Source organism: Streptosporangiales bacterium, assembly GCA_009379825.1.
GTDB lineage: Bacteria > Actinomycetota > Actinomycetes > Streptosporangiales > WHST01 > WHST01.
Genome location: WHTA01000036.1, coordinates 31,165 through 54,270 on the forward strand (window position 1 = coordinate 31,165; position 23,106 = coordinate 54,270).

19 protein-coding genes and 5 pseudogenes are annotated in these 23,106 nt (G+C 69.3%); 6 read left to right on the top strand and 18 right to left on the bottom strand.

Translation table 11 applies throughout. From position 1 onward, the window contains the following. Window positions 1–19: 19 nt before the first annotated feature. A complete protein-coding gene (locus GEV07_17625; protein MQA04458.1) occupies window positions 20–607 on the bottom strand; it encodes an amino acid synthesis family protein in 588 nt (195 codons plus the stop codon). Between the two features lie 131 nt (window positions 608–738). Here GEV07_17625 and GEV07_17630 point away from each other — a divergent pair. The 4 genes and pseudogenes from GEV07_17630 to GEV07_17645 all read left to right on the top strand — a co-directional run bounded on the left by GEV07_17630 (window position 739) and on the right by GEV07_17645 (window position 3,786). Continuing rightward, window positions 739–2,347: pseudogene (locus GEV07_17630) on the top strand (AMP-binding protein). Then, on the top strand, window positions 2,214–2,927 hold the full coding sequence (locus GEV07_17635; protein ID MQA04459.1) for an SDR family NAD(P)-dependent oxidoreductase: 714 nt from the start codon (window positions 2,214–2,216) through the stop codon (window positions 2,925–2,927). Before GEV07_17630 ends, GEV07_17635 begins: the two are co-directional and overlap by 134 nt. Continuing rightward, on the top strand, window positions 2,893–3,048 hold the full coding sequence (locus GEV07_17640; protein ID MQA04460.1) for a hypothetical protein: 156 nt from the start codon (window positions 2,893–2,895) through the stop codon (window positions 3,046–3,048). Before GEV07_17635 ends, GEV07_17640 begins: the two co-directional genes overlap by 35 nt. Before the next feature lie 261 nt (window positions 3,049–3,309). Next, complete coding sequence (locus GEV07_17645) at window positions 3,310–3,786, top strand: hypothetical protein (protein ID MQA04461.1); 477 nt, start codon at window positions 3,310–3,312, stop codon at window positions 3,784–3,786. An 18-nt stretch (window positions 3,787–3,804) separates the two neighbouring features. Here GEV07_17645 and GEV07_17650 read toward each other — a convergent pair whose 3' ends face one another. From GEV07_17650 to GEV07_17720, 15 genes and pseudogenes are all read right to left on the bottom strand, one after another. Next, window positions 3,805–4,794 (bottom strand): alcohol dehydrogenase catalytic domain-containing protein, encoded by a 990-nt coding sequence (locus GEV07_17650; protein ID MQA04462.1) that lies wholly within the window; start codon window positions 4,792–4,794, stop codon window positions 3,805–3,807. Beyond that, window positions 4,791–5,492 carry a zinc-binding dehydrogenase gene (locus tag GEV07_17655; protein ID MQA04463.1) on the bottom strand — a complete coding sequence of 234 codons (702 nt, stop codon included), beginning with the start codon at window positions 5,490–5,492 and terminating at the stop codon, window positions 4,791–4,793. The genes GEV07_17650 and GEV07_17655 overlap by 4 nt, the downstream gene beginning before the upstream one ends. Continuing rightward, on the bottom strand, window positions 5,261–5,833 hold the full coding sequence (locus GEV07_17660) for an alcohol dehydrogenase catalytic domain-containing protein (GenBank protein MQA04464.1): 573 nt from the start codon (window positions 5,831–5,833) through the stop codon (window positions 5,261–5,263). The genes GEV07_17655 and GEV07_17660 overlap by 232 nt, the downstream gene beginning before the upstream one ends. Next, complete coding sequence (locus GEV07_17665) at window positions 5,811–6,548, bottom strand: SDR family oxidoreductase (protein MQA04465.1); 738 nt, start codon at window positions 6,546–6,548, stop codon at window positions 5,811–5,813. Before GEV07_17665 ends, GEV07_17660 begins: the two co-directional genes overlap by 23 nt. A 1-nt stretch (window position 6,549) precedes the next feature. Further along, a complete protein-coding gene (locus GEV07_17670) occupies window positions 6,550–7,479 on the bottom strand; it encodes an alcohol dehydrogenase catalytic domain-containing protein (protein ID MQA04466.1) in 930 nt (309 codons plus the stop codon). Between the two features lie 91 nt (window positions 7,480–7,570). After that, window positions 7,571–8,275, bottom strand: a complete 705-nt coding sequence (locus GEV07_17675) for an ATP-binding cassette domain-containing protein (GenBank protein ID MQA04467.1) — start codon at window positions 8,273–8,275, stop codon at window positions 7,571–7,573. Continuing rightward, window positions 8,268–9,001: pseudogene (locus GEV07_17680) on the bottom strand (ATP-binding cassette domain-containing protein). Before GEV07_17680 ends, GEV07_17675 begins: the two are co-directional and overlap by 8 nt. After that, window positions 8,998–10,022 (bottom strand): annotated as a pseudogene (locus tag GEV07_17685) (branched-chain amino acid ABC transporter permease). Before GEV07_17685 ends, GEV07_17680 begins: the two co-directional pseudogenes overlap by 4 nt. Next, the gene (locus GEV07_17690) at window positions 10,019–10,906 is read right to left on the bottom strand and encodes a branched-chain amino acid ABC transporter permease (GenBank protein ID MQA04468.1); all 888 of its coding nucleotides are present in this window, start codon (window positions 10,904–10,906) and stop codon (window positions 10,019–10,021) included. The pseudogene GEV07_17685 and the gene GEV07_17690 overlap by 4 nt, the downstream one beginning before the upstream one ends. 28 nt (window positions 10,907–10,934) lie before the next feature. Beyond that, a complete protein-coding gene (locus GEV07_17695) occupies window positions 10,935–12,233 on the bottom strand; it encodes an ABC transporter substrate-binding protein (protein MQA04469.1) in 1,299 nt (432 codons plus the stop codon). Further along, a complete protein-coding gene (locus GEV07_17700) occupies window positions 12,226–12,978 on the bottom strand; it encodes an SDR family oxidoreductase (protein ID MQA04470.1) in 753 nt (250 codons plus the stop codon). Before GEV07_17700 ends, GEV07_17695 begins: the two co-directional genes overlap by 8 nt. Window positions 12,979–12,994: 16 nt before the next feature. Continuing rightward, complete coding sequence (locus GEV07_17705; GenBank protein MQA04471.1) at window positions 12,995–14,461, bottom strand: aldehyde dehydrogenase family protein; 1,467 nt, start codon at window positions 14,459–14,461, stop codon at window positions 12,995–12,997. Then, window positions 14,461–15,636, bottom strand: coding sequence for an iron-containing alcohol dehydrogenase (locus GEV07_17710; protein MQA04472.1), 1,176 nt, complete (start codon window positions 15,634–15,636; stop codon window positions 14,461–14,463). The genes GEV07_17705 and GEV07_17710 overlap by 1 nt, the downstream gene beginning before the upstream one ends. A gap of 244 nt (window positions 15,637–15,880) precedes the next feature. Continuing rightward, window positions 15,881–16,582 (bottom strand): FCD domain-containing protein, encoded by a 702-nt coding sequence (locus tag GEV07_17715; protein ID MQA04473.1) that lies wholly within the window; start codon window positions 16,580–16,582, stop codon window positions 15,881–15,883. 81 nt (window positions 16,583–16,663) lie between these two features. After that, on the bottom strand, window positions 16,664–17,188 hold the full coding sequence (locus GEV07_17720) for a VOC family protein (protein MQA04474.1): 525 nt from the start codon (window positions 17,186–17,188) through the stop codon (window positions 16,664–16,666). A 137-nt stretch (window positions 17,189–17,325) separates the two neighbouring features. On the opposite strand from GEV07_17720, the pseudogene GEV07_17725 reads away from it, so the two are divergent. Together GEV07_17725 and GEV07_17730 are read left to right on the top strand one after the other, a co-directional pair. Further along, a pseudogene (locus GEV07_17725) lies at window positions 17,326–19,513 on the top strand (MFS transporter). After that, window positions 19,513–20,692: pseudogene (locus GEV07_17730) on the top strand (pyruvate dehydrogenase complex dihydrolipoamide acetyltransferase). The pseudogenes GEV07_17725 and GEV07_17730 overlap by 1 nt, the downstream one beginning before the upstream one ends. Window positions 20,693–20,713: 21 nt before the next feature. On the opposite strand, the gene GEV07_17735 reads toward GEV07_17730, so the two are convergent. Both GEV07_17735 and ureB read right to left on the bottom strand, forming a co-directional pair. After that, on the bottom strand, window positions 20,714–22,378 hold the full coding sequence (locus GEV07_17735) for an urease subunit alpha (protein MQA04475.1): 1,665 nt from the start codon (window positions 22,376–22,378) through the stop codon (window positions 20,714–20,716). Next, window positions 22,375–22,977, bottom strand: coding sequence for an urease subunit beta (ureB, locus tag GEV07_17740; protein MQA04476.1), 603 nt, complete (start codon window positions 22,975–22,977; stop codon window positions 22,375–22,377). The genes GEV07_17735 and ureB overlap by 4 nt, the downstream gene beginning before the upstream one ends. Between the last annotated feature and the right edge of the window lie 129 nt (window positions 22,978–23,106).

A 23,106-nucleotide genomic window follows, 5' to 3' on the forward strand; every position in this document is an offset into this window, starting at 1 on the left:
CGAGCCGCGGGGGGAACCTCTACTCCGTGAACGACGCGAGAAGCGCGTCCACCTCGGCCTGTGACGGGCCCTCGGCGCGCGCGTTGGGACGCGGACCGGTTGCGTAGCCGACGAACACGACCAGCTCGTCGGGGCGCGGCGCGTCGGGGACGGTGACCGGAAGGCTGTCCATCGCGTCGAGATCCCAGCCCTCGTCGAGCGGGCCGAAGACGAGGTCGATGGGTGTGCCGGCAGCACCGACCTTCGCGTTGCCCGGGATCAGCACCTTGCCGCGCCGCAACGTAGCCCGCATAGCCATACCGAGCTTGGGGTGGATCAACGCCGCACCGTGCTCGAGATCGCCGTTCACGCCGATGAGCGCTGCTTTGCCGTACGCACGGAGGGTGGCCGCGTCACCCAGGCGCGCCAAGGCACGTTGGGTGAGAGCCTCGCCGAGCGCGACCGACAGCTCCACGAGCGGCGCGATGTCGGTCGACGCCTGACCTGCCAGGGGGTTACGAGCGACGGCACCCACCACCACCCGGGTGAGCACAGGGGTCACCGAGCGACCGTGCTCTTGGTGCACCTCCTCCTCGAACTGCACGTACTTACGGATCTCCGTCTGCATCGCGATACCTTCCGCCGTGGTTCCGGACGAGCTCGAGCAGGCAAGACGGTACGTGATCGCCGGGGCGCTGAACAGCGCCCCTTATGGAGTGACGGGCGATCTCGCCCTAGGGTGCTGCAGGAGGTGAGCGGATGAACGAGAACTTGCCCCCCGATCACTGGGAGGTCTGGCACGCCTCCCTGTCCCCACTGCGATTCCTGCTGAGGAGTGCCGGCGTCTGGGCGACCCGCACCGCGGTGGTCGACGGCGAGCGCAGCTGGACCTACGCACAACACCTCGACCGCATCGAACGAGCTGTTGGCCTGCTCGCGCAGCGGTACGGCGTCCATAGCGGCGCCCGGGTGGCGACGCTGCTGCCCAACACGGCTGCCCACCTGGAGCTGCACTACGCGGTGCCGGGCGCCGGAGCGGTGCTCGTACCGATGAACACCCGCCTGGGTCCGGCCGAGTACGCCGACATACTCGAGCACAGCGGGAGCCGTGTACTCGTCGCCGACAGGGCGTACGAAGACCGCCTGTCGAAGGCGCTGGAATCGGCGGATGCACCCGAGGTCCTGTGGGTGGAAGCCGATCGCGGAGACCACTCCTACGACGCACTCGTCGCGACCGCCGAACGCGCCGCACTACAGGTGCCAGCGGACGAGGACACGCTGCTCTCGCTGAACTACACGTCGGGAACCACCGGTCGACCCAAGGGCGCGATGACGACCCACCGCGGCGCCTACCTGCACACCCTGGGCGTCGTCGCCGAAGCACGACTCGACCCGTCCAGCGCCTACCTGTGGTCGCTGCCCATGTTCCACTGCAACGGTTGGGCCTACCCGTGGGCGGTGACCGCTGCCGGCGGCCGCCACATCTGCCTGCGGCAGGTCACCGGGCAGGACATGTGGGAGGCGATCCCGACACAGGGTGACTCACCTGTGTGCCGCACCGACGGTGCTCGTGACACTACTCAACGCCGACGCCGCCGAACCGGTCGACGACGGCCTCCAGGTCTTCGTCGGTGGTGCACCGCCAGCACCCAGTCTCATCGCCCGCGCCGAGGCCCTCGGCGTCGCTGTAACGCACCTGTACGGGCTGACCGAGACATACGGTCCGCTGGCGGTCTGTGCGTGGAACCCCGACTGGAACTCGCTGGACGACCAGGCGAAGACGCAGCTGCGTGCGCGCCAAGGTGTCGCGACCGTCGTGACCGAACCGCTGCGCGTCGTGGACGAGGACATGGCAGACGTACCGGCCGACGGCGAAACGGTGGGCGAACTCGTGATGCGCGGCAACAATGTCATGGCCGGCTACTACCGTGATCCGGAGGCGACGCGCGCAGCCTTCGCCGGTGGCTGGTTCCACTCAGGCGATCTGGCCGTGATGCACCCTGATGGTTACGTGGAGATCCGCGATCGGCTCAAGGACGTCATCATCTCGGGAGGCGAGAACATCTCGAGCGTGGAGGTCGAGCGGGTGATCCTCGAGTACCCGGACGTCGACGAGGTAGCCGTGGTGGCGGTACCCGACGACCACTGGGGCGAGGTTCCCGTCGCCTACCTCACCAGCCGGAGCACCACCGAGCTGGATATCGGGGCACTGCGGGATTTCCTGCGTGCACGCATTGCACACTTCAAGGTGCCGAAGGAGTTCCGCCTGGTGCAAGAGCTACCGAAGACAGGGACGGGGAAGATCCAGAAGTACGTCCTCCGTTCCCGCGCCAGTGCCGATCGCGAAGATCCTACGGAGGTCGGATGAGCAACCGGATCGTCGTCGTCACCGGCTCGGCCGGCGGTATCGGCAGCAAGCTCGTCGACGCGTTCACCGCGCTCTCCGACACCGTGACGGGCCTGGACTACGTAGACGGTTCGACGTCGCCGACCCGGCCGGCTGCCGCAAGGCAGTCGCCGAGATCCTCGCCCGGCACGGCCGCGTCGACGTGCTGTGCAACAACGCCGGTGTCGGCGCCGCGGGTGACGCCGTCGAGGCAACCGCAGAGGACTGGCAGCGAGTCTTCGCCGTCAACGTGTACGGCGCGGCCCACATGACCGCCGCGGTGCTCCCTGCCATGCGGGAAGCCGGTCGGGGTGTCATCGTGAACACCTGCTCGGTCGCCGCGACAGTCGGCCTGCCCGATCGGGTGGTGTACTCAGCATCGAAGGGCGCATTGCTCGCACTGACCCGGGCCGTCGCCGCAGACGAGATACACCACGGCATCCGGGTGAACGCCGTGTCACCGGGAACCCGTCGACGGCCCATGGGTGCGGCGCAACGCCGAGGCGGCGGACGACGCCGAGTGGTTCATGGCCGCGATGCGCCAGCGGCAGCCCACCGGTGAGCTCATCTCGGCCGCAGCAGTGGCCCGTGCGGTCACCTACCTCGCCGACCCTGCCGTCGACCTCACCGGTGTCGACCTAGCGGTCGATGGCGGCCTCACCAACCTGCACATACCGTCCTGATCGGCCGCGGCAGGGCGCAGCCATCGACTAGGTGCTACGAATCGGCCCGACTCGTAGCGGCATGTGCACGGGCGGCCACTCATCCTGCAGGTCTCGAATTGATAACGACGAACCCGGCTATGGTCGTCCGGGAACGCAGAGCCGTCCTCTCCGCCCCAGGAGGATGCCCTCATGCCCCGCCGTACTGCAGCTGGCCGCCATGCGAAGAGCCCGCCCTCGTCGCACGCCGGACGGCGTGGGCTCCCCGTACCGGCCCGGCGCATGCTGGTCGGCGGGCTGGTCCTGCTCGCCTTCGCCGCCGTGTACCTGGGGTGGAGCAGCCGCCCCATAGTGGACGCAGGGCGGTCGCCGAGCGCAGCTGTGACGACCCCGAGCACCACCATCGAGACCACACGCAGTGACCGGCCCGATCGATCCACCCAACGGCCGGCTGCACCGACGACCAGCGCGACGTCGGCGACTCCCGACGAACCGCGCACCCCACGCACGAGCCCCACGCGTGCCCACAAGACTCCCGACGAACGCAGCGACGACCGGCAGCCCAAGCGCGCACCGACGCCGCAGCAGAGCACCCGCGCGAAGCTGGAGCGGTCACCGAACTCCGCCGGGGAGTCCACGGCGTCCACACCGACGAGCACCTCGTCCTCCTCGCCGACGCACACGCCGGAGGTGTGTAAGACACCGGACTCGCTCGAGGACCTGCTGCGGCGGCTGACCTGCCCGACCGGGAAGGACTAGGCAGCGGCCGACGCGGCGTCAGTGCTGCGGGTCCAGGGCAACCTTGATCGTCTCCGGCGAGCCGACCAGAGCAAATGCGCGCCGCCATTCGGTGAGCGGCACGAGGTCGCTGACCAGTCCGTCCAGCCGTACCGAACCGGCGGCGACGAGGTCCATCGCCCGGCGCCAGGACGCCGGCGTGCTGCCGAACCCGGAGGACACCTCGAGCTCCTTGTACAGGATGAGGTCCCACGGCACCTCGAGGTCCGAGCCCCGGATCCCTACCTGGACGATCCGGGCCCTGCGCCGGGCGGCCCGCAGAGCCGCGGCGATGCCTCCGGCAGCGCCGGAGCACTCGACGACCACGTCGAAGGTTTCCTCGTCCGGAGGGTCCGTCGTCACCTGGGCGCCGAGGTCAGCGGACACGTCCAAGCGCCGCCGGTCGGCAGGCAGGCCGGCGCAGGTGACCCGCGCTCCCTGTGCGGCTGCCAGCTGCACGGCGAGCAGCCCGAGGGCGCCGGGGCCGATCACCAGGACCCGGTCGCCCGCCGCGATCCTGGACGGGTCGAGCAGACAGTTGCACAGGCACGCCAGCGGCTCGCACAGGACGCCCAGCACCGGCTCGAGCCCCGGTGGCAACACGTGCAGGTTGAGTGCGGGCAGCACCACCTCGGGCGCGAAGCCGCCATCCTCGAACGACCCGAGCGAACGCCGTGACCGGCACAGGTTCCGTCGACCGTCGCGGCATTCCCGGCAGGTCTCGCATGCGGAGAAGTAGGTCTCGCACGCGACCTGGCGACCGATCCACGTGGGCGAGACACCGGAGCCGACCTCGGTCACGATCCCGGTGATCTCGTGGCCCATGGTCACCGGCGGCTCGCAGGGATACTCGTCCGCGGCGAGGTGCAGGTCGGTGCCACAGACACCTGTCGCGGTCACTTCGAGCCTGACGAGTCCCGCGTCGAGGGCACGTGCCGGCCGGTCGACCAGGTCGATGGCCGCGGGCCCCAGCTTGGTCAGTGCTCTCACGGCGCACCGTGGAAGTCGAGGAGCACCTTGCCTCGCTTGCCGCTGCCGGCCATGTGATCGAACGCGGCATGCACGTCCGCGGCACGGAAGGTGCGGTCCACCACGGGACTGATCCGTCCGGCCGACAGATGTGGCACCACCTCGCGCTCGAACGCGCGGACGGCCGCTGCCTTCTCCTCGACCGGGCGCGCCCGCAGTACCGTGCCGACGAGGTGGGCGCGACGCACCATCAAGGTACGCAGGTCGATCTCGGTGACTCGGCCGGCACCGACGCCGACAACCGCGATCCGGCCGCGCGTCGCAAGCAGCTCGAGGTTGCGCTCGAGGTTCACCGCGCCGACCAGTTCGAGCACCACGTCCGCTCCGCGCCCTCCGGAGACGTCGGCGACCCGGGCGGCCACCTCGTCGGCAGCGGCGGGGACCGCACCGAGTCGGGTCAACAGCTCGCGCCCGGCGTCGCCGCGCGTCACCCCGACAACGGTCGCACCGGAGACGACGGCGATCTGTACCGCGGCAGTACCGACACCGCCGGTCGCGCCGTTGACCACGAGCACCTCGCCGGGCGCGAGCGCGGCCTGACTACGGATCGCGTCGTGTGCGGTGACAAAGGCCTCGGGGACGGCCGCAGCGTGCACCTCGTCGAGCACTTGGGGCACCCGGGTGACACAACGCTCGTGCACGACCACCCGGTCCGCCAGCCGCCGCCGGACACGAGACCCATCACCCGGTCACCGGGCTGGACACCGAGGACCCTTTCGCCCACCGCGGTCACCGTGCCGGCAACCTCGAGGCCCGGGATGTCACGAGGTGCACCTGGCGACGGTGGGTAGTTCCCGTCCCGCTGCTGCCGGTCGGCCGGGTTGATCCCGGCGTAGGTCACGGCGACCAGTACCTCTTCGCCCACCGGTGCGGATCGTCGCGTTCCACCAGCGAGACGACCTCGTTGCCTCCGGCACCGGTGTACACCACAGCGCGCATGGCTCTCCTCTTTCCTCCTGGCTGGACCGGACGACTGCTCAGGCCATGTGCAGGCCGCCATTGACGTGGATCACCTCGCCGGTGACGAATGCCGCGTCCTCGCTGCACAGGAACGCCACCACCGCGGCGACCTCCTGGGGGCGGCCGAACCGGCCCAACGGTGTGCTGCGCAACAGGTGGTCACCCTGCGCGCTGCGCAAGCCATCCGTCATCGTTGTCTCGATGATCCCCGGGGCCACCGCGTTTGCCCGCACCTGCGGACCCAGCTCCCACGCGAGACTGCGCACGAACGAGAGCAGCGCGCCCTTGGACGCCGCGTAGTGGGCATGGTTGCGGCTGCCGCGGTGCCCGGCCATCGAGGTCAGTGCCACCACGGAGCCGCCGGGACGCAGGTGCGGGATCGCCGACCTGACCAAGTAGAACGCGCCGTCGAGGTTCACCGACAGGCACTCGCACCACTGCTCGTCGGTCATCTCGGTCACCGCGACCTCTGGATAACGGCCGACCCCGACCACGACGTGGTCGAACCCGCCGTAACGCGCCACCGCAGCCGCTACCGCGTCATCGTTGCTCGCCCGCGACGCGGCGTCCAGCTGCACCGGCAGCACGCGCTCCCGGCTTCCGGACGGCTCGAGTGCGGCCGCCAGTTCGTCGACGGCGGCCCGGTCTAGGTCGGCGAGCACCACACGCGCCCCACGTCCGTGCAACCGGTGTGCGATCGCACTGCCGATACCGCCGGCCGCGCCGGAGAGCAGGACCGTCTGCTGGGATGTCACGTCAGGTCCCCACAGTCGCAGTGTTCGGGATCAGTACGGCCTTGCCGACCGCGCCGTCGGCGGTTGCCTCGAGCGCCGTAACGGCGTCCGCGAGCGGGTAGGTCGTGACGAGCGCACGGAGATCGGTCGCATCCGTGAGGTCGCGCACGGCATCCTCGTAGTCGGCGCGCAGGGATGCGTACGAGCCGACGACACGCACCTCGCGTCGCACCAGCAGACTCGCGTCGAACCGTGGCGGCTCGGCGAACAGTGCCACCACCATCACCGTGCCGCGCAGGGCGACCTCCTCGATCGCCTGTTGCAGAGCGGCGGCACTGCCCGAGGCCTCGACCCAGACTTCGGGGACGAACGGCAACCGCCCCGCGCCCGCGGTCACAGCTGTCAAACCCAACCGGCGGGCGAGCGGCAACCGTACCGCCTCGTCACGGCCGGCTCCTGTGACGACGACCTCGACACCGCGGCGCCGCAACAGCCAGGCCGACAGCAGGCCGATCGGTCCTGGCCCCGACACGACGGCGCGGGTGCCACCGCGGAGGCCGCCGAGCTGGCTGACGGCGCGCGTCGCGACCGAGGTCGGCTCGAGCAGGACCGCCAGCTCGGTGGGCAGGTCGTCAGGGACGACGACGAGTCGTCCGGCCGGCACCACGAGCTGTTCTGCGGCACCGCCATCCCTGGAGAGGCCGACGACGGATCTGGCGGGGCACAGGTGGCACGCACCGCGCGCACAGACACTGCATGTCCCGCACCCATCGATGCTGATCGGGACCGCGCGCCGCCCGACCAGACCGGGATCGACGCCGGCACCGACCTCGCGCACGACGCCGACCACCTCGTGGCCGAGTACCACCGGCGTACGCACCCATTCGTACCCGCGATCCTGGCGCCACGCGTGCACGTCGCTGCCGCAAAGACCACAGGCCTCGACCGTCATGGCCACCTCGCCGGAGGCGGACGCCGGCCGGCCGATAGTGGAGACCCCCGTATCCGCCGGCTCGGTTCCCGCCTTGACCAGAGCCTGCTGCTCAGACGCCAAGGTAGGCCTCTTTGACGACAGGGTCGTCACGCAGGTCGCTCGCCGTGCCGCTGCGCGTCGTCACGCCCTTGTCGATGATCGTGGCGTGGTCTGCCACCAACAGCGCATGTTGCACCTGTTGTTCCACGATCAGCACCGAGACGTCCTCGGCCGCGACCTGCCGTACGAACTCGAACATCGACTTCACGACGACCGGCGCCAGACCGAGCGACATCTCGTCGATCAGCAGCAGTCGGGGCTGTGCCATCAGGCCGCGCCCGACCGCACACATCTGTTGCTCGCCTCCGGACAGTGAGCCGGCTGGCTGGTCCCGCCGCTCGGCCAGTCTCGGGAACAGGTCGTAGACGCGGTCCAGGGTCTTCCGGTACGACGTGCTCTTGCGCCGCTGGTACCCACCGACCAGCAGGTTCTCCTCGACGGTGAGCGTGCCGAACAGCTTGCGCCCTTCGGGGACGTGCACGATGCCACGGCGAACCCGTTCCTCCGGGGAGCACCCGGCAAGGTCGGAGCCGTCGGACCTGACCCGACCCGACCGCAGCGGGAGCACGCCGCTGATGACGCGTAGCGTCGTCGTCTTGCCGGCCGCGTTGGCCCCGATCAACGCGGTGATCCCGCGGTCTGGCAACGTCAAGCTGACGTCCTCGAGGGCCAGGAACTGGCCGTAGTACACCCTGGCGTTCTCGACCTCAAGCATCGGCCTTCTCCTCACCCAGGTACGCACTCACGACCGCCGGGTCGCTGAGGACTGCACCGGGCGATCCCGTGGCGATCACCGCACCCCGGTCGAGCACCGTCACCCGGTCACTGACCGAGGTCAAGGCGTCGACCAGGTGCTCGATCATCAGGATCGTCACCCCTCGCTTCCTGACCTCCTCGACGAACGGCAGCACCTCCACGACCTCTCGGCTGTTCAGCCCAGCGAGAACCTCGTCGAGCAGGAGCAGCTTCGGTTGCGTGGCGAGCGCCCGAGCCACCTCGACCCGCTTGCGTTGGGCCAGCGTCAACGAGCCGACGTCACGATCGGCGAGGTGGCCGATGCTCAGCTCGTCGAGGAGCGCAGTGACCGTCCGCCTGGCTGCGGCCGTCCCTTGGTCCTGACCAGGACGGGGACCATCACGTTCTCCGCCACCGTCATGTTCGTGAACGGGCGCACCACTTGGAAGGTCCGGCCGATGCCCTTGCGGCAACGGTCGACTACGCCGGACCACGTGATGTCGTCGCCGGCGAGGGTGATACGCCCGCTGTCCACCTTCACCAGGCCGGTGATCAGGTTGAACAGTGAAGTCTTGCCCGCCCCATTCGGGCCGATGATGCCCAGGATCTCGCCCTCGTCGACGTGCAGCGAGACCCCGGCCACCGCCTGCACACCGCCGAACCGTTTCGAGACGTCGTGCACGTCGAGCATCGTCGTTGCGGTCATGACGAGGCCACCTCCTGCCGGTGCGGCCGGTTCTCGTCCTGATCGCCGGCACCGGTACGGCTGCGGGCAGCGCGGACCCGGCGCACCAACCCACCGATCGCGGCCACCAAGCCGCCTGGCATGGTCCGGACCACGATGATCAGGGCTACGCCGTAGATCAGGAAGTTGAGGCCCTGGTGCTCGGCGAACGAGCTGCGCAGATACTCGCCGATCGGAGTCATCAACACGGCACCGATGATCGGGCCGAGTACGGTGCCCATGCCTCCGATGATCCCGTTGAGGGCCGGCTGCAGGGCGTACTGCGTGAACGAGAAGCTCGTCTCCGGGTCGATGATGAAGAAGTACTGCGCAGCGAACGCGCCGAAAGCACCGGTGAGGACGGAGCTCAGCACCAGCGCGAACACCTTGAGCGGACCCGACCGCACACCGAGTGCCCGCACGGCTTCGTCGTCGCTGCCGGAAGCGCGCAACTGGTAACCGATCCACGAGTAGTACACGAGCACGGAGGCCAGCACCACGATTGCCGTCATGGCTAGCACGATCCAGTAGTAGGGCTGCCGGTCGAAGAACGACATGTACAGCCATCCGGGCCGCGACGGCACCTTCAGGCCCTCCGAGCCACCGGTCAGGTCACGGGCGTACACCGCGAGCAGCCGGAGCACCTCGACGAACGCCAGCGACGCCAAGGTGAAGAACGGGCCGCGCAGCCGCAGCAGCGGAATCGCCAGCAGCAGACCGCCGAGGCCGGCCACGACCGCGGCAGCCAGCATGCCCAGCCACGGGTTCACGTGTACTCGAGCAGTAGCAGCACCGACGCGTACGACCCCAGACCGAAGAACGCAGCGTGCCCGAGCGACAGCGCACCGCCGAAGGCGGCGATGTTCCATGCCACGGTCAGACCGACGAACATCACCACCAGGATCATGGTGTGCAGGAAGTACTGGTCGGTGACCACGAGCGGCAACGCGGCAAGCGCCGCGAGCACGCCGATCCCGACGAGTACCCAGAGCCGTCGACTCATTTCAGCCCCACCTCTTCGGATCCGGCACCGGCGCCGAACAGGCCCTGTGGACGCAACAACACGACGACGATGAACAGCACGAAGAGCACCACCTGCTGCAGTGCGGGGGCGATGTACGTTCCGGCCAGCGTCTCCACGCCGCCGAGCAAGATGCCGCCCACCACCGCACCGACCATGTTCCCCATCCCCCCGATGACGACCACGATGAACGCGATCAACGTCATGTGCACGCCGAACAGCGGGAACACCGACGTGAACGGGGTGAGGAGGCTGCCTGCCACGCCGGCGAGCACGGCGGTGAGCCCGGTCGCCGCGAGGTAGAACCGCTTCACCGGAACGCCCATCAGTACCGCGGTGGAACGGTCCTCTGCGATCGAACGCAACACCTTGCCGGTGAGCGTCCGGTTCATCAGGTGGAACAGTGCGGCGACGAGCAGCAAGGCACCGCCGAACGCGATGAGCCGGGGCACCGAGATGGCGATCTCCGCCACCTGCAGCACCGCACCGGAGGTCGCGGAGTTGACCGACCGGTGCTCACCGTCCCAGAGATAGAGCGCCAGGTTCTGCAGCACGATGGACACCCCGACGGTCATGAAGATCTTCATGACCGCCGAGGAACCCTGGATCGGTTGGATAACGACACGCTGGAGTACCAGCCCGACCAGGAACATCACGGGCGTCACGATCAGCAGCGAGACGTACGGATCCACACCCCACAACGCCCAGAGCCAGAAGGTGAGGTACATCCCCGCCATCACGAGCTCGCCGTGCGCGAAGTTGATGATCCGCACCACGCCGAACATCAGGTTGAGACCGACGCTGACCAGAGCGTAGACGCCGCCGAGCAGCACCCCAGCCACCAGGGTCTGGATCAAGGTCTGCATGAGGTTCCCAATCGCAGCCGGTGGCCGATCACTTCGCCAGTACGGGTTCCTTGGTCGCGACGCGTTTCGGCCAGACGGTCTCGAGTGTGCCGTCACGCCACTGCATGACGTAGGGGTTGGCCAACGAGTTCTGGCCGTTCTCGTCGAAGTCGACGCCCCATCCGGTGGCCGTGGTCCCGGCCTTCTTGGTGTACTCGCCTGCGGCCTTGCCGAATGCACCCGTGCTCGTGTCACCGCCGGTCTGCTCGAGGATGTTGAAGACGGCGTTGGCACCCATGTAGTTGGTGAGTGAGTGGCCGCTGGCCGGCTCCTCGCCGTACTCCTCCCGATAGGCCTTGACGAACTTGTCGAGGCCAGGCGTCGCCTCCCGCTTCACCGCGTACTGGGTGAAGTCCACGTTGAAGATACCTTCCGCGGCGTCCCCAACGGTCTTGCCGAAGCTCTTCAGGGTGTGCCCACCACCGGTGCCGATGAACGCGGGCACGACGACATTGTTCTGCTTCATCTGCCTGGCCAACAGAATGGCATCCGACGCGTACGACACTGCGATGACGATGTCGGGCTTCGCCTTCTTCAGCCGCAGTACGACCGAGGACAGGTCGGACGCCTCGGCGTTGTACGGCGCGAACGAGATGTCGGTGATACCCGCGTCCTTGGCCTCCGTTCTCGCGGAGCGAGCCACCGAGGAGCCGTACGACGAGTCCTCGTGCACGAGTGCGACCTTCAGATCGGACACGTCCTTGTCGACTGCACCGGCGACCCAGTCGGTGATGAAGTCCACCTGAGTGGACGCGAACCTGTCTGCCGGCGGGTTGGTGCGCCACACGCTGTCGTAGTCCCGGGTGCTGTAGTCGGTGGTGATCGCGCCCAGCTCGGCGTAGGTTCCGCGGCCCCTGGCGTACACCTCGGACGCGGCAAGCGCCAGTGAGGAGGAGTAGGTACCGATCGCCAGGTCGAGGCGCTCCTTGGTGAGCAACCGCCGGGCCTCCGACGTCGCCGCGTTCACGTCGGGGACGTCTGCCTTGACCAGTTTGACGTCCCTGCCGTCGATCCCACCGTCGGCGTTGCGCAGCTTCGCCGCGATCTTGGCACCGCGCCAGCTCTCCTCACCGAGCAGCGCCAGCGGGCCGCTCGTCGGGTAGAGTGCGGCGATCTCAACCGGTCCGTCGTCGCCCGAACCCTGGCCGCCTCCGCAGGCGGACCATCGCGGCGGCGCTGGCCAGCGCGGCGAGCCGTCTGACGGATGGCACCGGGCGGGCTGTGGATGACATCGTTGACTCCTTACTCCTGTTTGCCGGCGCTGCGAGAACGCGCTCGGGTCAGGCAGCTGTCCAGCCGCCGTCGACCGTGAGCAGTTGCCCCGTCACATAACTGGAGGCGGCCGAGACCAGGAACACAACGGGGCCGCACAGGTCCGTCGGCTGGCCGAACCGCTGCATCGGGACCCGCTGCGAGAGACGTGCCCGCGCCTCGTCGTCGCGGAACAAGTCTTCGGTCAGCTGGGTGCGGAAGTAGCCAGGGGCGACCGCGTTGACCCGGATGCCGTACACCGCCCATTCGACAGCGAGAGTGCGCACCACGCCCATCACGCCGCTCTTGGTCGCCGCGTAAGCGGCGACGTTGGGCAGCCCGAGCTGCGAGGTCAGCGAGGCGACGAAGACGTGCGAGCCCGGCAGCTCGGCGGCCAGCTGGCGCCGGCCGACCTCCTGGCTGAGCGCGAACGGTGCCGTGAGGTTGGTCGCGACCACCCGGTCCCACTCCGCGGCCGCGAACTCCACCGCGGGCGAACGATGCTGGACGCCGGCGGCGTGCACGACGCCGTCGAGCACCCCACCGAGCAGCTCCTCGCCGCGGTCCACCAGGCGCGGGAGACCGTCTCGATCCGACACATCGACGGCCAGCTGGTGCAGGTCTCCCTCGCTGCCTTCGTCGGCACCCCTGGCAACGGCGAGGACGCGGGCACCTGCTGCAACGAGGCCCTCGGCCATCGCCTTGCCAAGCCCCCTGCTGCCGCCGGTCACCAGGAACCGGCGGCCGTCGAGGGCGAACTCGTCAGGCCGGAAGCTCGTCATCGTATGCTCCTCGTCGTCACAAGAACCACTGTGCGACGGTCTTGGTGCGCGTGTAGAACTGGAGCGCGTCCAGGCCCTGCTCCTTGAACGGCGACCCCGAGTCGCGGAACCCACCGAACGGATGGTGTACGTCCCACCCCGTGGTGGGTTGGTTCACCGACACCTGACCGGTCTCGACGCCCTCCACGAACCGCTCGGCAGCACCGAGGTCGTTGGTGAAGACCGAGCTGGACAGGCCGTACGACGAGTCGTTGACCGCTTGCAGTGCCTCCTGCTCGTCGGCGACCTCGTACACCGCCAGCACCGGGCCGAACACCTCGTCCTGCCAGATCCGCTGGCCGGGTTCCGCCCGCAGTACGGTTGGCGCGACGAACGCTCCGTACTCAGGGGCGCCCGCAGGCGCCGCCGAGCCACCGGTGAGGACGTGGGCCCGCTCGGCCACGGCACGTTCGACGTGTTCGACGACCTGGTCACGATGTTCCCGGCTCACCACCGGGCCCATCGTCACGCCCTCGGCCAGACCGCTGCCGACCCGGATTTCTCCGGCCAGTTCGACCAGCCCGGCCACGAGCCCGTCAGCGACGTCGCGCACCGCGACGCGTGCGGTAGCAGTGCACCGCTGACCCGCTTGGGCGAACGCCCCGGCGGCGATCGCCCGGGCAGCGGCGTCCAGATCGGCCGTGGCGAGGACCGCCGTGGCGTTCTTGCCACCCATCTCGGTCTGCATCCGAATCTGCCTACCGGCCAGCTGCCGCTGCAGATGCAGGCCTACCGGGGTGGAACCGGTGAAACTCACCGCGCGAAGGGACGGATGGTCGAGCAGGCTGTCGCCGATCTCCGCGCCGCGGCCGGTAACGGTGTTCAGTACTCCGTCGGGCAGTCCGGCCGCCTGCAGGATCCTGGCCAGCTCGAGCACGATCAAGGGCGTGTTCGTCGCGGGTTTGACCACGTCCGCGTTACCGGCGGCCAGGGCCGGCGCGAGCTTGCGCGCGGGGGTGAGCAGCGGGTCGTTCCACGGGGTGATGAGCAGGACCACGCCCAGCGGTTCGTGCCGGACCGACGCAAGGGTGCCCGGGCGGGCGTCCGGGAGCAGCTGACCGAACGGGAGCCGGCACAACCCGGCGTAGTACTCGAAGAAGTCGGCCGCCTTGACCACCTCGACGGCCGCCTCGGCGCGAGTCTTACCCATCTCGCGCACCACCAGCTCGGTGAGCCGACCGGCGTCGGCACGCAGCCGGTTCGCAGTCTCCCTGAGCACCTCACCGCGCGCGATGTGGCCCGCGCTGCGCCAGCTCGGCGCCGCGCGCTCGGCGGCGTCGAACACCCGCTGCAGCTCGGCCGGTCCCATAGCCGGCACCCGGCCAACCACGCGCCTCAGATCGGCCGGGTCGAGTACCTCGATGGGGTCACTGGAGCCGTCGACTACCAGCTCACCTGCGACGAGGGTGCCGGTCGTCTCGACGGATGCGGCTGGCGTGCTCATCAGGGGGCTGCCGGTGCGGTCACGGTGAACGCCTGCGCAAGGTCACCGCTGCGCATGGCACCCAGCAGCCGGCCGACCCGCGTACGGTCGATCGGCTCGGGGTTGGTGGGCCGCGGGTAGAGGTCGACCGTGCGCGCGGCCATCTCCTCCTCCCGCCCGACGGGGATGCCGACTTCGTCGAGGCTGGTCGGCTGGCCCACCCTGACCGCGAGGGCGACCACCCGTTCTGCGGCGTCCCACAGGCGGTCGCTCTCCCCCGACGTGAGCGCGAGCGCCAGCCGCTTCGCGCGACCGGGGTCCAGGTTCTGGTTGTAGGCAAGGCAGTACGGGAGCGCGAGCGCGCACGTGGTGCCGTGCGGCAGCGGTTGCTCGTGGTTGATCGCGTAGGCGAGGCTGTGGCCGAGCACGGCGCCGGCATTCAGTGCGAGACCACCGTGGTACGCCGCATGCAGGACCCGGCCCGCCGCTTCGCCGTCCCCGTCGTACGCGGCCGGCAGGTCGGCGGTGATGATCCTGATCGCCTCGTACGCGTGCAGCTCGGTGAGCGAGCTGCTCGCCGACGACAACAGCGACTCGACGGCGTGGGCGAGCGTGTCCATGCCGGTAGAGCCCTTGACCGCAGGCGGCAGGCTCGCCACAAGGGCGGGGTCGAGCACGGCCAGGTCGGGGAGCAGACGCGTACTGGACACGGCCCGCTTCTCACCCCCGCTGGTGACCATCGCGATCCTGGTCGCCTCAGCGCCGGTACCGATCGTCGTGGGTACGAGCACGAGTGGAGCGCAGCTGTGCGGCTCGACGGCACCGAGCCAGTCACTGCACTCTCCGGTGTTGACGGCGAGCAGGGCGATCATCTTGGCCGCGTCGAGCACGCTCCCGCCGCCGACGCCGAGCACGGCGACGATGTCGCTCGCGCGGGCCCGCGCCGCCGCCCGGTCGACCTGCTCCGCGGTCAGTTCGGGCCCGAACTCGCTGACGACCACAGGAACGAACCCGGCGCTGTCCAGCGAAGCCAGCACCGAGCGAAACGCAGCGGTGTCCGCCACCGCGGCGTCCACGGCGACGAGTATCCGACCAGCCGCCGCCGGCAGTGCCGCACCGAACCAATCGCCGATCGAGGTGGCCGCGCCGGTGCCGGCACGGGTCACCCGGGGGGCCAAGAAGTCGACAGCGGCCAGGCTTGGGAGTCCGCTCCGGACATCGGTGTCCTTCCGCCGCGGTCACAGACCTCACCGCCGGCTTCGATTTGGATCCAGTTTCAGGGAAGTGTGAATGACACTCGCCAGCTACGTCAACACTTGTTCCAGCCTTTATAAGGCAATCCATCGCCTCGGCTGGCTGGATGGCGCGACGAGATGGCAACTATTGGATCCACATAGGCCTCTTCGTCCGGGTCGAACGGTGCCCGCCCAGCACGGCGGCTCAGCTCCCCGCCGCCGGCGGAAGGCTCCGGTTGAAGATCTCCGGATGCCGGTCGAGGGCGATGCGGGTCCGCGCGATGTGGGTCCCGATGATCCGTCCAGCCAGCTCCGCATTGCGGGTGCTGATGGCATGCAGGAGCAGCCGGTGCTCGGCATTGGTCACCTCGCGCCAGTCCTCACCGGTCAAGGTGACGAACGCACGCCGGTAGTGCTGGGTGGAGTTCCACAGGCGCTCGACGATCGACCGCAGATGTACGCTGTGGCAGCCGGCATAGCTGAGCAAGTGGAACTCGCGGTCGAGCACCAGGAACTCCACGGTATCTACGCCGGCCTCGATCTGGTCGAGGATCGCCTCCGCTCGGTCGAGGTGCTCAGCGGTGAGGTTCGGGACGCTGTCAGCCAACACGATCGGTTCGATCGCCGCCCTGGCGTCGTAGAGGACTCGCAGCTCCTCGGCGTCGAGGTGGGTGACCCTTGCGCCCTTGTTCGGCTCGAGACTCACCAGCCCCTCACCCTCAAGCGTTCGCAGCGCTTCGCGCACCGGGAGCCGACTCGCACCGAGACGCGCGGCGAGTGACTCCTGCCGGATCGGCTCACCGACCCCGAACTCACCCTCCAGGATCGCGGCGCGCAGGTAGTCGGCGACCCGGCGGCTCGCTCCCGCGTTCGCCCGCTCGGTGTCGGCCTCGGCCGCCTCACTCATGCGTTCCACCCTTCAGCTTGGCCGTCGGTGACCCGGAACATCATGTCCACTGCGCGGCGGACACGACCGCCCTCGGTCCGGTCATTCGGCCGGCCTGGCCGGATGCCACAGGATCGTCGCAGCGTCTGCCTCGTACCGCTTACCTGCGGGGTAGCTGACCAGCTCGAGCTGCATCCCCCAGGGCGTGAGGAAGTACACCCAACGCTGCCCGGTGCTCGCGCCGCTGCTCGCGGTCGGCTCGCCGAGCACCCGAACACCTCGTTCGCGCAGGTAGGCCACCGCGGCGTCGAGGTCGTCGACGTAGAAGGCGAGGTGGTGACCACCGACATCGCTGTTCGACGGCGGAGCTGCCGACTGGTCGGCTGCCTCGTACTGGAAGATCTCGAAGTTCACCCCGGTGGCGCAACGGAAGAACCGCAGATCACGCATCACCGTACGTGGGTGCACGTTGAGGTGTTCACACATCCAGTCATCATCGGACGCGAACGGTCCGAGCGAGTACACCCGCTCGCAGCCGATCACGTCCACGAAGAACCGTTCCGCCTCGTCGAGATCGGGCACGGTGAAGCCGATGTGCTCGGTTCCGGCCAACCCTGAAAGCGCCATCACCAGAACCTCCTTTGGATCCTATCTTGCGCCAGCTTCGGCACGAACTCCAAGCAGTCGCCCGAGAGGGATTGAATATGTATCCAATCTGGCGGTTTACTGACCCCAGTCGCCGTACCAAGGAAGGACGGACTCCCATGCCTCGTCGGACGAAGCTCGAGCCCGGCCCCGACTGGGTGGAGTTGCGCACCACAGCACAAGACTGGGACGACGCCGATCCTGCTCTGCTGGCCACCATGCTGACCCAGCTGCACCTGATCCGCGCCTTCGAGGAGACCGTGCTGGACCTGGCCGGCGAGAGCCTGGTCCACGGTCCGGCGCACTCCAGCATCGGCCAGGAGGGCGGGGCGGTCGGTTCGATGGCACGACTGTTGCGCAGCACCGACAGCGTGAACGGTTCACACCGGGCACACCACCAGTTCCTGGCGAAGGCTCTCGACCACGTCGCCGGGTCGCTCGATCCGACCGCGCCGATCGGCGGCGACGTCCAGGGCCTACTCCAACGGACTCTCGCCGAGATCCTCGGCCTCAGCCAGGGGTTCTGCGGCGGGCGCGGCGGATCCATGCACCTGCAGTGGCGAGAAGCCGGTGCACTCGGCACGAACGCGATCGTCGGTGGTGGCGTACCGCAGGCCGTCGGGAACGCATGGGCGCAACGGCACGCGGGCACCAACGACGTCACCATCACCTACTTCGGTGACGGCGCGATGAACATCGGCTCCACGCTGGAGAGCATGAACCTCGCCGCCGCCTGGCGACTACCGGTGTGCTTCTTCGTCGAGAACAACCTCTACGCGGTGTCCACGCACGTCGACGAGGCCACCGGAGAGACGCGGTTGTCCGCCAGGGGGCCCGGTTTCAACATCCCCGCCTGGCGGGTCGACGGCATGGACCCGCTCGCCGTGCACCTCGCCACACAGGAGGCGGTCGAACACATGCGCACCGGCGGTCGACCGACCCTTGTGGAAGCGGAGGTCTACCGCTACCTCCACCAGAACGGCCCCTACCCAGGCAGCGCCTTCGGCTACCGGAGCAAGGACGAGGAGCAAGCTTGGCGTGACCGCGACCCGGTCGTGCGGGTCGGCCGCGAGCTGGTCAGGCGCGGGCTGCTCGACGAACCCGCCGTCGAGGGTGTGCGCAAGGCTGCGCAGGCGGCGATGAGCGCGGCGGTCGATGCGCTCGTGGAACCCGCACCGGACGACGCACCAGGCGGTGGCCGCCGCATTCGCCCTGATCTGTGGCCCGATCCACACTTCGTCGACGTCGGTGTCCGCGGCGATCTCACCGAACTGAGCGGCGCACGCACGCTCGAACACGACACCTACCACGGCGAGGTCACCGAACGCAGCTTCGTCGAGGCGATCGCCGCCGTTCTCGACCGCCGGATGACGACCGACGAACGGATAGTCGTGCTCGGTGAGGACATCCACCGCCTCCGCGGCGGCACCAACGGCGCGACGAAAGGGCTGGCCGCGAAGTACCCCGACCGCGTGCTCGGCACCCCGATCAGAGAACGCGTTCACCGGAGCGGCGGGCGGTATCGCACTCGACGGCCGGTTCCGCCCGATCGTGGAACTCATGTACGCCGACTTCCTCTGGGTCGCCGGCGACCAGCTGTTCAACCAGATCGGCAAGGCCAGGCACATGTTCGGCGGCACCGAGCCGGTGCCGCTGGTGCTGCGCGCGAAGGTCGCGATGGGCAACGGATACGGCTCCCAGCACTCGATGGACCCCGCCGGCGTCTTCGCCACCTGCCCCGGCTGGCGGATCGTCGCACCGTCGACCCCGTTCGACTACGTAGGGCTGATGAACACGGCGCTGAGCCTGGACGACCCGGTGCTCGTGCTCGAACACGTCGATCTCTACAGCACCCCTGGCGAGGTGCCTGCCGATGATCTCGACTACCAGTTGCCGTTCGGTGCAGCCGGGGTACGTCGGCAGAGTTCCGACGTGACCGTGCTCACCTACCTCTCGATGACCTCCGCTGTGCTCAAGGCGGTCGAACAGGCAGGGATCGACGCGGAGGTCGTCGACCTGCGCTGGCTGGACAAGGCGAGCCTGGACTGGGCAACGATCGAGGCCTCGGTACGCAAGACGAACGCGGTGCTCATCGTGGAGCAGGGGGCTTCCGGGACGTCGTACGGCGGCTGGCTGGCCGACGAGATCCAACGTCGACTGTTCGACTGGCTGGACCAGCCGGTGCAGCGGGTCACCGGCAGCGAGTCCGCGCCGAGCATCTCGAAGGTGCTCGAGCGCGCCGCGATCGCCGGGACCGACGGCGTGGTGGACGGGCTCGGTCGGGTGCGCGAGGGGATGGGACGCTGATGGCCGTCGTCATCCGGATGCCCGAAGTGCTGGCCGGCGCCAGCGAGGCGACGATCTCGACCTGGCTGGTCAGCAAGGGCGCAACCGCTGCCGCCGGGGAGAAGCTGGCCGAGATCGAGACCGAGAAGGCAGTCGTCGAGCTGCCGCTTGAGCACTCCGGTGTGATCGGTGAGCTCCTGGTGGACGAAGGTGCCAGCGTGGCGGTCGGTACACCGATCGCCGTCATCCTCGACTCCGCGGACGAGCAGGTCGACGGGGCGGAAGTGCCACCCGGCCCACCGCCTGCCCCGGACCCAGCTGCCGACCGGGAACCACAACCGACATCCGACGCCACCCGGCTGTTCGCCAGCCCACTGGTACGCCGGCTGTCGAACGAGCACGGGGTCGACCTCGCCATGCTGAACGGTACCGGGCCGCACGGGCGGATCGTCCGCCGCGACCTGGAGGCACACCTGGCCGCGCGGGAACGCGCCATAGCCCCGGCTGCCGTGCAGCCGGGGCTATGGCGTCCAGGTGCCGCACACTCCGATGCGGCGCGCGATCGCCCGCCGGCTCACCGAGTCGCAGGCGGCGGTGCCGCATTTCTACCTGCGTGGACGGTGCCGGGTCGACGACCTGCTCGCCCTGCGGGCGCAGATCAACGAAGCCCAGCCCACCAAGGTCAGCGTGACCGACCTCGTCGTCCGTGCGGTCGCCGTCGCCCACCGCGCAGTGCCGGCGGCCAACGCGATCTGGACCGAAGAAGCGACGGTCCGGTTCGACACTATCGACGTGGCGGTGGCGGTCTCGACCGACACCGGCTTGCTCACCCCCGTCGTACGGGACGTCGCCGCGAAGTCGGTGTCCGCGCTGGCAACGGAGATCGCCGACCTGGCCGGCCGCGCCCGAGGTGGTGGGCTGCGGCAGCACGAGCTCGAGGGCGGCAGCTTCACGGTGTCGAATCTGGGCATGTACGACGTCGAGGAGTTCGCCGCGATCATCAACCCGCCGCACGCCGGGATCCTCGCCGTCAGCGCCGCACGCCCCGAACCGGTGGTGGCGGACGGAGATGTCGTGGTCCGCACCATGATGGCGGTGACGCTGTCCGTCGACCACCGGGTGCTCGACGGCGCCGTCGCCGCCAACTGGCTCCGCGCGTTCGTCGAGGCGATCGAGAACCCACTCGCACTGCTGGTCTGACTCCGCGACGGCGGCCGCGCCTCACAGGTAGTACCGGCGCGAGAGCGCGACCTGCTCGGCCGGTTCGCTGGTCAGCAGGTAGCCGTCGAGCGACACGGCGGCGGAGGCGGCGTCGACCTCGACGGTGCCGAGGCGGCCGTGGTGGATCATGCTGGTCAGGTCGACCGCGCGGGTGTTCTCGACGGCCACGCGCATCCGGCGGGTGGGCAGTCGGTCGTGTCCGTCGGCGACAGCGGCGGCGCTCACGTACGCCACCGACAGGTCGGCGGCGGCGCCGCCGTGCCCGCCGAGGTGGCGGCCGAGCACCAGCGGCTCGGACTGTTCGATCGACGCGTTGGGGTCACCGGTGACGCCCCAGGCGGGGAAGCCGGACTTCAGGACCAGCTCGGGGGTGGTGCCGAACCTGGCGGCGTCCCACAGCACCAGGTCTGCGCGCCGGCCGACCTGCACGGTGCCGACGTCGTGGCTCAGCCCGTGCGCGACCGCCGGGTTGATCGTCAGTTTCGCCAGATAGCGCATTACCCGGGCGTTGTCGTGCCGGTCGTGCTCCGGGCCGCGCTCGGCCTTCATCTTCCCGGCGAGTGCGAACGTGCGCCGCACCGTCTCACCGGCGCGGCCCATGCCTTGGGCGTCCGACGACGTGATCGGGATGACACCCAGATCGTGGAGCACGTCCTCGGCCGCCATGGTGCTGCCCCGCACCCGCTCAGCCGCCCGCTGCTCACTCGCCTCGCGGTCGATCGCGCATCCATGGACGGCCATGATCATCGGTAGGTGCTCCGCGACCGCGTCCCGCCCGTACGGCAGCGTCGGGTTCGTGGACGAACCAATGACGTTGCGTACTCCGGCCATCTGCAACACGTCGGGGACGTGCCCACCGCCGCACCCCTCGATGTGGAAGGCATGCACGACGCGGCCACCGATCACCACCAGCGTGTCGGCGACCGACCCGGACTCGTTCAACCCATCGGTGTGCAGCGCGACCTGCACGTCGTACTCGTCCGCCACCGTCAGCGCCGTGTCCAGCGCCCGCGGATGCGCCCCCAGGTCCTCGTGCACCTTGAACCCGCACGCCCCACCGGCGACCAGTGCCTCCACGAGCGGTTCCGGACGCGACGACGCACCACGGCCCAGGAAGCCGACGTTGACCGGCCAGTCGTCGAACCCCGCCATCGCCGTCCGCAGCGCCCACGGCGAGTTCACGCCCACTCCCCACACCGGCCCGAACTCCTGACCGATGACCGTGGTCACCCCACTCGCCAACGCCTCCGCCAACACCGGCGGACTGATCAGATGCACATGCGTATCGATGACGCCCGGCGTCACCAGCAGCCCGTCAGCGTCGACGATCGTCGTGCCGGTGCCGACCACGACGTCGACCCCGTCCACGGTGTCCGGGTTCCCGGCCCGGCCGATCGCAGCGATCCGCCCTTCCCTGACCCCGATCGAGGTGCGCACCACGCCGAGCAGCGGGTCCAGCACCAGGCCATTGACGACGGCGATGTCACAGGTCTCGGTGGCGGCGGCGGCCTTGAGGTGCAGCCCATCGCGCGCAGTCTGCGCGAAGCCGACGCTGAACTCGTCGCCGGGCCGCTCCGCGTCCGCCTCCACCTCGACGACCAGGCCGGAGTCGCCGAGCACGACCCGGTCGCCCTGGTAGAACCGCGCCGCACCCGTCGTGCTCATGCCTCCCCCTCGCTCATCAGCCCGGCCTCGCGGGCCCGCCGGAACGCCGCCTGCCGCACCGCCTCGTCATCCAGCGGCCCGTCCACCAGACCGGAGAACCCGACCGCGACACGCTCGCCACCAATCGACACCAGCTCCACCGACCGCCGCTCCCCTGGCGCGAACCGGACCGTGGCACCACCAGGCAGCGCGAGCCTGCGCCCGTAAGCGGCGGCCCGGTCGAACCGCAGCCGCGGGTTCACCTCGAAGAAGTGGAAGTGCGACGTGATGCTGATCGGCACCTCCCCGGTGTTCATGACGTCCACGCTCACCAGGCCCGACCGTTCCCGCGCGGCGTCGTACGGCCGGCGCTGCGCGGCGGCCGAGGACAGCACGGTGCCGGGAGGCAGCTGTCCGGCCGCGACCGCGTCGAGCTCATCACCGGCCGCCGGACCCGGGGCCGGACCGAACGGGTCGGTCACCACGACCAGACGCGACCCGTCGTCGAACACCGCCTCGACGCTGACGTGACGAAGCCGGAGACCATGCTGGCCACCGCGCCGACGGCGTTGCCGCGCCGCCAGAAGATGCCGAGCATCAGCGTCGGCGCTAGTGGGCATCTCCGGAAGTTCGTCGGGGGCTCAGGTCCAGGCGGTCGGGTCGGCGAGGTAGAGACCGCAGGCTGTGTCGAGGGCCTCCTCGGCGGTACCGCCCATGGAGCCGGTGGGTAGGTATGAGTCTTCGTAGTC